13 protein-coding genes are annotated in these 11,062 nt (G+C 51.6%); 6 read left to right on the forward strand and 7 right to left on the reverse strand.

What is annotated here, in order from left to right:
• Positions 1-237 carry a DUF1656 domain-containing protein gene (locus ACLJRS_RS03225; protein ID WP_000649755.1) on the reverse strand — a complete coding sequence of 79 codons (237 nt, stop codon included), beginning with the start codon at positions 235-237 and terminating at the stop codon, positions 1-3.
• Positions 238-431: 194 nt separating this feature from the next.
• Between ACLJRS_RS03225 and slyA the strand changes: the two genes are divergently transcribed.
• Positions 432-872, forward strand: a complete 441-nt coding sequence (gene slyA, locus ACLJRS_RS03230) for a transcriptional regulator SlyA (protein WP_000764551.1) — start codon at positions 432-434, stop codon at positions 870-872.
• 47 nt (positions 873-919) lie between these two features.
• Here slyA and slyB read toward each other — a convergent pair whose 3' ends face one another.
• Positions 920-1,387 carry an outer membrane lipoprotein SlyB gene (slyB, locus tag ACLJRS_RS03235; protein ID WP_000597179.1) on the reverse strand — a complete coding sequence of 156 codons (468 nt, stop codon included), beginning with the start codon at positions 1,385-1,387 and terminating at the stop codon, positions 920-922.
• Positions 1,388-1,658: 271 nt separating this feature from the next.
• Here slyB and anmK point away from each other — a divergent pair, with 271 nt between their 5' ends.
• The 5 genes from anmK (at position 1,659) to pdxY (ending at position 6,233) form a co-directional block, all read left to right on the forward strand.
• Positions 1,659-2,780, forward strand: a complete 1,122-nt coding sequence (gene anmK, locus ACLJRS_RS03240; RefSeq protein ID WP_000835028.1) for an anhydro-N-acetylmuramic acid kinase — start codon at positions 1,659-1,661, stop codon at positions 2,778-2,780.
• Positions 2,781-2,867: 87 nt separating this feature from the next.
• Positions 2,868-3,197 carry a C-type lysozyme inhibitor gene (gene mliC / locus ACLJRS_RS03245; protein WP_001132086.1) on the forward strand — a complete coding sequence of 110 codons (330 nt, stop codon included), beginning with the start codon at positions 2,868-2,870 and terminating at the stop codon, positions 3,195-3,197.
• A gap of 58 nt (positions 3,198-3,255) precedes the next feature.
• On the forward strand, positions 3,256-3,912 hold the full coding sequence (pdxH, locus tag ACLJRS_RS03250) for a pyridoxamine 5'-phosphate oxidase (protein ID WP_001282334.1): 657 nt from the start codon (positions 3,256-3,258) through the stop codon (positions 3,910-3,912).
• Positions 3,913-4,038: 126 nt separating this feature from the next.
• Positions 4,039-5,313: a tyrosine--tRNA ligase gene (gene tyrS / locus ACLJRS_RS03255; protein WP_000168626.1), complete on the forward strand. Its 1,275-nt coding sequence runs from the start codon at positions 4,039-4,041 to the stop codon at positions 5,311-5,313.
• Between the two features lie 59 nt (positions 5,314-5,372).
• Positions 5,373-6,233, forward strand: a complete 861-nt coding sequence (gene pdxY / locus ACLJRS_RS03260) for a pyridoxal kinase PdxY (protein WP_000789732.1) — start codon at positions 5,373-5,375, stop codon at positions 6,231-6,233.
• A gap of 58 nt (positions 6,234-6,291) precedes the next feature.
• Here pdxY and gstA read toward each other — a convergent pair whose 3' ends face one another.
• The 5 genes from gstA to rsxG form a co-directional block, all read right to left on the reverse strand.
• Positions 6,292-6,897 carry a glutathione transferase GstA gene (gstA, locus tag ACLJRS_RS03265; RefSeq protein WP_000765727.1) on the reverse strand — a complete coding sequence of 202 codons (606 nt, stop codon included), beginning with the start codon at positions 6,895-6,897 and terminating at the stop codon, positions 6,292-6,294.
• Between the two features lie 104 nt (positions 6,898-7,001).
• Entirely contained in the window at positions 7,002-8,507 is a 1,506-nt protein-coding gene (dtpA, locus tag ACLJRS_RS03270; RefSeq protein WP_000100911.1) for a dipeptide/tripeptide permease DtpA, read from the reverse strand.
• Between the two features lie 601 nt (positions 8,508-9,108).
• Positions 9,109-9,744 (reverse strand): endonuclease III, encoded by a 636-nt coding sequence (gene nth, locus ACLJRS_RS03275; RefSeq protein WP_001030318.1) that lies wholly within the window; start codon positions 9,742-9,744, stop codon positions 9,109-9,111.
• Positions 9,744-10,436 (reverse strand): electron transport complex subunit E, encoded by a 693-nt coding sequence (locus tag ACLJRS_RS03280; protein WP_001289628.1) that lies wholly within the window; start codon positions 10,434-10,436, stop codon positions 9,744-9,746. Before ACLJRS_RS03280 ends, nth begins: the two co-directional genes overlap by 1 nt.
• Positions 10,437-10,438: 2 nt before the next feature.
• On the reverse strand, positions 10,439-11,059 hold the full coding sequence (gene rsxG / locus ACLJRS_RS03285) for an electron transport complex subunit RsxG (protein ID WP_000978306.1): 621 nt from the start codon (positions 11,057-11,059) through the stop codon (positions 10,439-10,441).
• Positions 11,060-11,062: the final 3 nt, after the last annotated feature.

The following is an 11,062-nucleotide window of genomic DNA, read 5'->3' on the forward strand; positions in this document are numbered from 1 at the left end:
TTACCACGCGATCAGTAAAACGAGGCCCAGACATACGCAAAGCGTAAAGAGGGAGAGATCCATTAACAGGGGATGCCAGATTTCATCAGAGTATATCCGGTCACGCAGGAGTCGGTGAATAAACAACCAGATAACGAACCCAAGCGCAAAGGCTTTAAAGAATGGCGGAAAGTAAACAGATGCTCCCAACATGAGATCTTGTAAGGGCAATCCTGTGGCGTTGAGTATACACTTCACAAGCAATGTTCCTTTGCGTCAGACATCGATGCTTTAGTTTTAGCCAAAACTGAAGCTACAGGTGCCAGGTGCGCACTATGTCTGAAAAAATGTCTATTGGTAAGCAAATTTAGCAATACATTTGTTTTGAGAATACAAATACTGCACACTATTCTAAAATCAGCATAATAACTTAGCAAGCTAATTATAAGGAGATGAAATTGGAATCGCCACTAGGTTCTGATCTGGCACGGTTGGTGCGCATTTGGCGTGCTCTGATTGACCATCGCCTCAAGCCTCTGGAATTGACGCAGACACATTGGGTCACGTTGCACAATATTCATCAATTGCCGCCTGACCAGTCGCAGATTCAATTGGCTAAAGCGATAGGCATTGAGCAGCCATCGCTGGTACGCACGTTGGATCAACTTGAAGATAAGGGGCTAATTTCGCGGCAAACCTGCGCCAGCGATCGTCGCGCTAAGCGCATTAAACTGACCGAGAAAGCGGAGCCGCTGATCGCTGAGATGGAAGCGGTCATTCATAAAACGCGCGGTGAAATTTTGGCTGGGATTTCTTCAGAGGAGATTGAGCTTCTGATTAAACTTATCGCCAAACTTGAACACAATATTATGGAATTGCACTCTCACGATTGAGGTGCAGGGGCATACGTGTGGCCATGTGACCACACGTAAAGCCTGGTTTAGCGTGGAGAGACGGTAACCTGGCTGCCGTTGCTGGCCAGCACGACACGCTGACCTGCCGAGAAACGCGTATTTCCTTGTTTCTGCACAACCATAATGGTGTTGCCATCGTCTTTACGAATTTCCAGTTCCACACCCTGGGTTTTATTCATTGCGCTCTGGACGCCCTGGCCCGCTACGCCGCCAGCCACCGCGCCTGCCGCGGTCGCCAGTGAACGACCCGTACCGCCGCCGATAGTGTTGCCGAGGAATCCGCCCAACACCGCGCCGCCGATAGCGCCAATCACGTTAGAATCATCACCGCCCTGAATTTGAACCGGACGAACGTTAACGATAGTACCGTACGTTACATTCTGAACTTGTTTAGCCTCGGATGCGGTATAAACATCACCCGAAAGGCTATCATTGTTAACACACCCAGCTAAGGATAACCCCATCAGTGAAACGGCCAGTACACGTTTAATCATTTACCCATCTCCTGTTCTTCACGAAACGCTATGTCAGCATCCCTATAGCTAAATTATATGGCATTTATGCAGTTAAGGTCATATCTTCTGCTGAAAGAATGTAAAAATCATAATCAGAAGTTAATTAACCAATCTTAAACGAAGTCGGAAGCAAGAAAAGATAGGTCATTGATATCCGTGGACGACACGGCAAAAAACGTGACGTGGGCATAGCATTACAAAATACGTTATGCCGAGTGTTAAGGCTTAACCCAGCTTAAAAGGAAGAGGTATGAAATCGGGCCGTTTTATTGGCGTTATGTCCGGAACCAGCCTTGATGGCGTGGATGTTGTACTGGCGGCAATTGATGAAACTATGGTTGCGCAACAGGCAAGTCTCACCTGGCCTATTCCCGTTCATCTGAAAAAAGGCATTCTCGATATTTGCCAGGGACAGCCGCTTACGCTCTCGCAACTCGGCCAGCTGGATACCCAGTTAGGCCGGCTTTTTGCACAGGCGGTTAATGCGCTGTTAGCGCGACAACGTTTGCAGCCGCGGGATATCGTCGCCATTGGTTGTCATGGGCAAACGGTCTGGCATGAACCGACCGGCGAGGCCCCGCATACGCTGCAAATTGGCGATAATAATCACATCGTCGCCCATACGGGGATTACAGTGGTCGGCGATTTTCGGCGGCGGGATATTGCGCTGGGCGGACAAGGCGCGCCGTTGGTGCCTGCTTTCCATCACGCGCTGTTGGGACATCCGACGGAAAAACGTATGGTCCTGAATATCGGCGGCATCGCCAATTTATCTCTGCTTTTCCCCGGACAGGCGGTGCGCGGGTACGACACGGGGCCGGGTAATATGTTGATGGATGCGTGGATTTGGCGACAATGCGCGCAGCCCTACGACAAAGACGCGGCATGGGCGAAAGAAGGTCAGGTTATTCTTCCATTGCTGCAAAAGATGTTGCGCGATCCGTACTTTGCTGCGTCGGCGCCCAAAAGTACAGGACGCGAATATTTCAACTATGGCTGGTTAGAGCGTCATCTTACGGCTTTCCCTGGCGCAGACGCGCGCGATGTACAGGCCACGCTGGCGGAGCTGACGGCGGTCTCCATCGCCCAACAGGTGCTGCTCAATGGCGGCTGCGAGCGGCTGATGGTCTGTGGCGGCGGAAGCCGGAATCCGTTAGTGATGGCCCGTCTGGCGGCGCTGTTGCCCGGTATCGAGGTTTCGACCACCGATAAGGCGGGGATCAGCGGCGATGATATGGAAGCGCTGGCCTTTGCATGGCTTGCCTGGCGAACGCTCGCGGGCCTGCCGGGAAATTTACCTTCCGTGACGGGGGCTACAGAAGCCAGTGTTTTAGGCGCTATTTACCCGGCTAACCCAATAACTCAGAGTTAACTGAATTTTTCCCGGACCCTATATCGGTAAACTAGCAAGGTCAGGAAGGGGCGTTTGCCCTTCCAGAAGCAGGAGAGCTTTCGGGATATGCCTATGAAAAAGATCGCAATAATGTGTTTACCTGTGCTGCTGACCGGCTGTAGCGTTTATCAACAATTTGTTGAACGTATGCAAACGGATACGCTGGAATACCAGTGTGATGAGAAGCCGCTTACCGTTAAAGTCAATAACCCGCGTGAAGAGGTCAGTTTTGTTTATGACAATAAGCTGCTGACCCTGAAGCAAGGAATCTCGGCCTCGGGCGCGCGTTATACCGACGGGATTTATGTTTTCTGGTCGCAAGGCGAGAGCGCCACGGTCTATAAGCGAGACAGAATTGTGCTTAATAACTGTCAGTTACAAAATCCGAAGCGTTGAGATTTTCAGTATGGGGGCGCACAATAGCGCCACCCACTGATTATTTCTGATCAACGCCATGTCTGATAACGACCAATTGCAGCAGATCGCGCATCTGCGCCGTGAATATACGAAAGGCGGCTTGCGTCGCCGCGATTTACCCGCTGAACCGTTAACCTTATTTGAGCGCTGGCTTGGGCAAGCGTGCGACGCGCGACTGGCCGATCCGACGGCAATGGTCGTGGCGACCGTAGATGACAAGGGGCAACCGTACCAGCGTATTGTATTGCTCAAGCATTATGATGAAAAAGGCCTGGTCTTTTATACCAACCTGGGAAGCCGCAAGGCGCATCAAATTGAGCACAATCCGCGTATCAGCCTGTTATTTCCCTGGCATATGCTTGAACGCCAGGTGATGGTGACAGGCAAAGCCGAGCGTCTCTCCACTCTTGAGGTGGTGAGGTATTTCCACAGCCGTCCGCGCGACAGCCAGATCGGCGCATGGGTCTCTAAACAATCCAGCCGCATTTCCGCGCGCGGTATCCTCGAAAGCAAATTCCTGGAGCTTAAGCAGAAGTTTCAACAGGGCGAAGTGCCGCTACCCAGCTTCTGGGGCGGTTTTCGCGTGAGTATTGAACAGATGGAGTTCTGGCAGGGCGGCGAACATCGTCTGCACGATCGCTTTTTATACCAACGCGACGACGGCGCATGGAAAATCGACCGTCTTGCGCCCTAAAGATGCAAAAATCTTGTTTTAAGCACTGGTGCGGATGAATCCGCCGTTTTATGCTATGTCTCTTTCGCGTCTGGCGAAAAGTCGTGTACCGGCAAAGGTGCAGTCGTTTTATACATGGAGATTTTGATGGCAAGCAGTAACTTGATTAAACAATTGCAAGAGCGGGGGCTGGTAGCCCAGGTGACGGACGAAGACGCGTTGGCAGAGCGACTGGCGCAAGGCCCGATCGCGCTCTATTGCGGCTTCGATCCTACCGCTGACAGCTTGCATTTGGGGCATCTGGTTCCATTGTTATGCCTGAAACGCTTCCAGCAGGCAGGGCACAAACCTGTTGCGCTGGTAGGCGGCGCGACCGGTCTGATTGGCGACCCGAGCTTTAAAGCTGCCGAGCGTAAACTGAACACTGAAGAGACCGTTCAGGAGTGGGTGGCGAAAATTCGTAAACAGGTTGCCCCATTCCTGGACTTTGATTGCGGCGAAAACTCCGCCATCGCGGCCAATAACTATGACTGGTTCGGCAGCATGAATGTGCTGACTTTCCTGCGCGATATCGGTAAACATTTTTCCGTTAATCAGATGATCAACAAAGAAGCGGTGAAGCAGCGTCTGAACCGTGACGATCAGGGTATCTCTTTCACGGAGTTCTCTTATAACCTGCTACAGGGGTACGACTTCGCTTGTCTGAATAAACTGCACGGCGTTGCCTTACAGATTGGCGGTTCTGACCAGTGGGGGAACATCACTTCCGGTATCGACCTGACCCGTCGCCTGCACCAGAATCAGGTATTTGGTTTGACCGTTCCACTGATCACCAAAGCTGACGGCACGAAATTCGGTAAAACCGAAGGCGGCGCTGTCTGGCTGGATCCGAAGAAAACCAGTCCGTACAAATTCTACCAGTTCTGGATTAACACCGCAGATGCCGATGTTTATCGCTTCCTGAAATTCTTCACTTTTATGGACATTGAAGAGATCAATGCCCTGGAAGAAGAAGATAAAAACAGCGGTAAAGCGCCGCGCGCGCAGTATGTGCTGGCCGAGCAGGTGACGCGCCTGGTTCATGGTGAAGAGGGGCTGGTCGCGGCGAAACGGATCACTGAATGCCTGTTCAGCGGTTCACTGAGCGCGCTGAGCGAAGCTGACTTTGAGCAGTTGGCGCAGGACGGCGTACCGATGGTTGAAATGGAAAAAGGCGCCGACCTGATGCAAGCGCTGGTAGACGCCGAACTCCAGCCGTCGCGTGGTCAGGCGCGTAAGACTATCGCCTCCAACGCTGTCACTATCAATGGTGAAAAACAATCCGATCCTGAATACATCTTTAACGATGAGGACCGTCTGTTTGGCCGCTACACCTTATTACGTCGCGGCAAAAAGAACTATTGTCTGATTTGCTGGAAATAAGGCATTAAGTAACAGGGAGTGAGAAATCACTCCCTTATTTTTGATGTTCAGGTAAAAAAATGAAGAATATCCTCGCTATCCAGTCCCATGTTGTTTTCGGACATGCGGGCAACAGCGCCGCCGAATTTCCCATGCGCCGTCTTGGCGCGAATGTTTGGCCGCTGAATACCGTTCAGTTTTCTAACCACACGCAATATGGTAAATGGACCGGCTGTGTCATGCCGCCCAGCCATCTGACTGAGATTGTCCAGGGGATTGCGGACATTGGCCAGTTAGCGCACTGCGACGCCGTACTTAGCGGTTACCTGGGATCTGCCGAGCAGGGAGAACACATTCTCGGTATTGTGCGCCAGGTTAAAGCGGCAAATCCGCAGGCAAAATATTTCTGCGATCCCGTGATGGGGCATCCGGAAAAGGGCTGTATCGTGGCGCCTGGCGTCGCAGAGTTCCATGTGCGTTATGCGCTACCCGCCAGCGATATTATCGCGCCTAACCTGATTGAACTGGAAATTCTCAGCAAACATAGCGTGAATAATGTGGATGACGCCGTGCAGGCGGCGCGTGAACTGATTGCTCAGGGGCCAGAAATTGTACTGGTAAAACATCTCGCCCGCGCCGGTTACAGTTCAGAACGCTTTGAAATGCTGCTGGTGACAGCGCAGGAAGCCTGGCATATTAGCCGTCCGCTGGTGGATTTCGGTTCACGTCAGCCAGTTGGCGTTGGCGATGTCACCAGTGGTTTATTGCTGGTCAAACTTTTGCAGGGCGCGACGTTGCAGCAGGCGCTGGAGCACGTTACGGCGGCAGTCTATGAGATTATGATCGCCACCAAAACGATGCAGGAGTACGAACTGCAGGTCGTGGCGGCCCAGGACAGGATCGCTAACCCTGAACATTACTTCAGCGCAACGCGGCTGTAATTATTGCTGCTAAAAAGAGGCCGGATGGCGGTACAGCGAGCTATCCGGCAACATGACATTAATTCAGTCCTTCCGCTTTAAGCGCTGCCGCAACGGTCGGTCTTTTTGCGACACGCTGCATATAACTTTCAATATGCGTTAACCCGTCCATATTCAGTTTTACGCCATAGGCCCAACGCAATACGGTAAACAGATAAGCGTCTGCAATCGTAAAACGCTGGCCGCAAATCCACTGGTCGTCTGAAAGCGACTCATCCACATACTGCAATTTCTTTTCCAGACCGGCGCGAACGGCGGGTTTGAGTGTTTCCGGCGTGTCAGGGCGGAACAGCGGGGTAAAGCCTTTATGCAGTTCCGTTGCAATATAGTTGAGCCATTCCAGCGTATGATAGCGAGCAAGGCTACTTACCGGCGCCAGAAGCTGGCGGTCGGGAACGCTGTCGGCGAGGTACTGCATAATGGCGACGCCTTCAGTCAACAGTGTACCGTCATCCAGCAGCAGAGCCGGAACCTGTCCTTTAGGGTTGACTGCCAGGTAATCATCACCGTTTTCCAGGCGTTTTTTTGCGAGATCGACGCCATCAAGCGTAAAGTCTTTGCCAATTTCGCGCAGGGTAATATGGGAAGCAAGAGAGCAGGCACCCGGTTTGTAGAACAGTTTCATCGGTAACTCCTTTTTGCTGAGGTTTAAAGTATGGTAGTGCGGGGACGAGCAAAAAAAAAGCCGCTAACGCACAGTTAGCGGCCTGAATGTTGTTTCCCGGAAAATTAAACTGTAGCGGCTTTAGAGCCTTTTTCAGCGGTATCATCGTCCTGGGTCATACGGTTCAGCTTAGGCGCTGTCAGCAGCATCAGGACGGCGATAACGGCGGTTGCTATGCCAATCTGCATAAATACGCGACCATAGACTTCCAGGGACATCAGTGGGTCAGTCACGTCGCTCGGCACAGCCATCAGGTTGGCGACATAACCGCCGATGATGTTAGCGCCTGCCGTTGTCAGGAACCAGCTACCCATGATGAAGCCCATCAGACGCTGCGGAACCAACTGTGCGACCATTGCCAGGCCCAGACCGGAGATCATCAGCTCACCGATACTTTGCAGGCCGTAGCTTGCGATCAGCCAGTTTACGGATACGATGCCGGCATCGTTCGCAAATTTGGCGCCCAGCGGCAGAATCAGGAACGCGCCGGAACACAGCACCATACCAATGGCGAATTTCATCGGCATCGGCAGCGTATCGCCCATCCTGTTATAAATAGCGGCCAGAATCGGGCTGCCGATAATGATCCAGAATGGGTTCAGCGCCTGATACTGTTCCGGTTCGAACGCGATACCGAGAATAGAGTGCTCGACGTTACGAATGGCAAAGAAGTTCAGCGACGTCGGCATCTGGCTGTACAGTACGAAGAAGATAATCGCCTGCAGCATCAAAATAAAGGCGACGATCATTTTACGGCGCGCCGCGCCGTGCATGGAAAACGCTTCTTTACCGAAGATAATGACGATGCCAAGAGCGATTACGCCCAGCACCATACGCGCGATATCCTGGTTGTGCAGCAGCCAGGTGGCGACCGCAATCAGAACGACAATACCCACGATGGTCAGCAGCAGATTACGGAAGTTGATCGGTTCAAAGTCGGGTTTGGAACCGTAGCTTTTCACCCAGCGCTGGCAGAAAGCAAAGTTAACGACGGTTATCAGCATACCGACGACACTAAGCGCAAACGCGGTGCTCCAGCCATAACGCGCCGCCAGCCACGGCGTCGCCAGCATAGAGAAGAAGGAGCCGATGTTGACGGACATATAATACATCGTAAATGCGCCGTCGAGACGCGGATCATCCTTCGCGTAGCAGGTAGACAGCAGGGAAGACGGGTTAGCTTTAAACAGACCGTTACCCACAGCGATAGCCGCCATGCCCATATAGACGATGCCAGCGTCATGACCAGACCATGCGACCAGCGCATAACCGATAGCCAGCACCACGGCACCCAACATAATAACGCGTTTGGTGCCCAGAATTTTATCACCTAACCAACCGCCAATGGCGACCAGGCCGTACACCAGCGCACTGAAGGAAGAGAAAAGGGTGATGGAATCCGCTTCTGACATACCCAGTTGTTTTACCAGGTAGACGGCCATAATGCCTTGCAGGCCGTAATAACCAAAACGCTCCCATAACTCTATCGAGAAGATGAGATAGAACGCCTTCGGTTGTTTGAAAGCGTTCAAACTGACGCTTTCAGTTGGTTTTTTGTTTGCAGTAGACACTTTTACCTCTTTTTTACGCCCCGTATTAACAGGGATTGTCTGGCGCGTGATGAGTCAGACTCATCCGTCCGATTGTTATATTGGAGGGGAAACGGCAGGTAATGTTCACTATCTTTCCTCTCCAGACAAGAGCTTTGTAATAATCTGTTACATATAACTCTTCTGGTTGAATCGTCCGATGTCAGAAATGTTATCCAGCGTTAAATTTCTTCATTTGAAGAATGGCAGATTTTTACACTGCAAAAAGGCCATTAGTTTGGGTGAAAGGCGATATCTTCTGCTATTTAAGGTGAAAAGCAGTGATATAGGCCATTATATGAAAAAATGGCAGAGTAATGTTTTGTAGTGAAAACGGGGCGTCAGTCTATCCGGTTGTAAATGTAACCTTAGATGTCATTAAATTTCACATGAAGTTATCAAAGTGATCCTGATCACGGATAGATAGAATTTTTTGCGATTAAAAAAATGATTAACCTGACGTGGAGTGAAAACGAAAGCACATTACATCAGAAAAAGGACAGAGACTGGAATGATTGATGGCTAAAATAGATCCAGGCCGAAGGTGGGAGCGCGCTGGCGTGACGGACGCACTCCGACCATATCAAATATCGACTTTTTCTTTGTATTCGCAAAGATCTTCAATGAGGCAGGAGCCGCAGCGGGGTTTTCGGGCGATACAGGTATAGCGGCCATGCAAAATTAACCAGTGATGGCAGTCCACTTTGAACTCATTCGGCACCACTTTCAGCAACTTCTCTTCTACCTGCTCGACATTTTTACCCGGCGCGAACTGTGTTCGGTTGCATACACGAAATATATGCGTATCAACGGCGATGGTCGGCCAGCCGAAGGCGGTATTTAGCACCACGTTAGCGGTTTTACGCCCCACGCCGGGAAGCGCTTCCAGCGCCGCCCGATCCTCCGGCACTTCGCCATTATGCTTGTCCAGTAAAATACGGCAGGTCTTAATCACGTTTTCCGCTTTACTGTTAAATAAGCCGATGGTTTTGATATAGGATTTCACGCCCTCTACGCCCAGCTCCAGCATCGCGGCTGGTGTATTGGCGACCGGGTAAAGTTTGGCGGTAGCCTTGTTCACGCTGACGTCGGTTGCCTGCGCGGAAAGCAACACGGCAATCAGCAACTCAAACGGCGACGTGAAATTGAGTTCCGTTGTGGGGTGCGGATTGTTGTCGCGCAGGCGCGTCAGAATTTCCAGCCTTTTTGCTTTGTTCATCAGACTTTCCCTGTTTCACCTGCCGGAACAGCGGAAGGCGCGGTTTCGGCGCGGCGTTTCTTCATTTTTTCATCAATAAGATATTTTACCGCCAGCATGAGCCCCAGGCCGATAAACGCGCCTGGCGGCAGCATCGCCAGCAGGAAAGGCGAGTCGGTGTGAAATATCTCGACCCGTAATACTTTTGCCCAGCCTCCCAGCAGGCTATCCGCGCCATCGAAAAGCGTACCATTCCCGAGGATCTCGCGCAGCGAACCCAGCACGAACATCGCGCCTGTCGCGCCCATGCCGATGGAAAAACCGTCCAACGCGGAAAGCCACGGTCCTTTTTTCGCGGCAAACGCTTCGGCGCGACCAACAACAATGCAGTTCGTTACAATCAGAGGAATAAAAATCCCTAAAGACTGATACAAACCGAACGCATACGCATTGATCAGCATCTGTACTGCGCTTACCACCGAAGCAATGATCATAACGTAAATCGGGATACGGATTTCTGCCGGCGTCCAGCGACGTAGTGCGGACACCGTAAGGTTGGTCAGCGTTAATACCAGCGTTGTGGCCAGACCCAGCCCCAGAGCGTTGGTTGCCGTAGACGTCACCGCCAGTAAAGGGCACAGGCCAAGTAGCTGCACCAGAGCAGAGTTATTTTTCCATAACCCCTGAACAACAATGTCTTTTATTTCGCTCATGGCTATTCTCCACAGGCGGTTAAATGGGGGAGCTGAGCGGGCAGTGATTCGGCGTACAGCCCGGCGCGTTTAACCGCATTCACTACGGCACGCGGCGTTATTGTCGCCCCGGTAAATTGGTCAAAATCACCGCCATCTTTTTTCACCGCCCAGTGCGTATCATTTTCACCGCTGATGGTTTTACCGCTAAAGTGGGTAATCCAGTCAGACAAACGGCGCTCAATTTTATCACCTAACCCTGGCGTCTCATGATGTTCCGTCACGCGCGTCCCCAGGACGGTACCGTTGAAATCTGCGCCAACAATAAGCTGGATAGCGCCGGAATAGCCATCTGGCGCGGTGGCCTCAATGATGGCCGCTACGGGTTTATCATCCTTGCGAGCGATAAAAACACGGTGTGTGCCTTTGCCGAGGGCGGGCGCATCGACCAGATAACAACTCTCTTGCAGATTATTATTGTAACGATCTGGCGGCAATACCTGATCAAACAAGGCATGTTGTTGTTGCAGCGCTTGTTCGTGGATGGTTGATTTTGTCATCTGATTAATCACCGCGGTCAATCCCGTAGAGCCTGCGGCAAAAAGCGCCAGCGTAATACCGTGTTTACGAATCGTTTTCATCATGGT

The sequence above is a fragment of the Salmonella sp. SAL00670 genome (genome assembly GCF_046552235.1).
In the GTDB taxonomy this organism is placed as follows: Bacteria; Pseudomonadota; Gammaproteobacteria; order Enterobacterales; family Enterobacteriaceae; genus Salmonella; species Salmonella enterica.

What these genes read in the sequence shown, in the direction of transcription:
- slyA (WP_000764551.1), top strand. Translation starts at nt 432, where the DNA reads ATGAAATTGGAATCGCCACTAGGTTCTGATCTGGCACGGTTGGTGCGC.
- slyB (WP_000597179.1), bottom strand. Translation starts at nt 1,387, where the DNA reads ATGATTAAACGTGTACTGGCCGTTTCACTGATGGGGTTATCCTTAGCT.
- anmK (WP_000835028.1), top strand. Translation starts at nt 1,659, where the DNA reads ATGAAATCGGGCCGTTTTATTGGCGTTATGTCCGGAACCAGCCTTGAT.
- mliC (WP_001132086.1), top strand. Translation starts at nt 2,868, where the DNA reads ATGCCTATGAAAAAGATCGCAATAATGTGTTTACCTGTGCTGCTGACC.
- pdxH (WP_001282334.1), top strand. Translation starts at nt 3,256, where the DNA reads ATGTCTGATAACGACCAATTGCAGCAGATCGCGCATCTGCGCCGTGAA.
- tyrS (WP_000168626.1), top strand. Translation starts at nt 4,039, where the DNA reads ATGGCAAGCAGTAACTTGATTAAACAATTGCAAGAGCGGGGGCTGGTA.
- pdxY (WP_000789732.1), top strand. Translation starts at nt 5,373, where the DNA reads ATGAAGAATATCCTCGCTATCCAGTCCCATGTTGTTTTCGGACATGCG.
- gstA (WP_000765727.1), bottom strand. Translation starts at nt 6,897, where the DNA reads ATGAAACTGTTCTACAAACCGGGTGCCTGCTCTCTTGCTTCCCATATT.
- nth (WP_001030318.1), bottom strand. Translation starts at nt 9,744, where the DNA reads ATGAACAAAGCAAAAAGGCTGGAAATTCTGACGCGCCTGCGCGACAAC.
- ACLJRS_RS03280 (WP_001289628.1), bottom strand. Translation starts at nt 10,436, where the DNA reads ATGAGCGAAATAAAAGACATTGTTGTTCAGGGGTTATGGAAAAATAAC.
- rsxG (WP_000978306.1), bottom strand. Translation starts at nt 11,059, where the DNA reads ATGATGAAAACGATTCGTAAACACGGTATTACGCTGGCGCTTTTTGCC.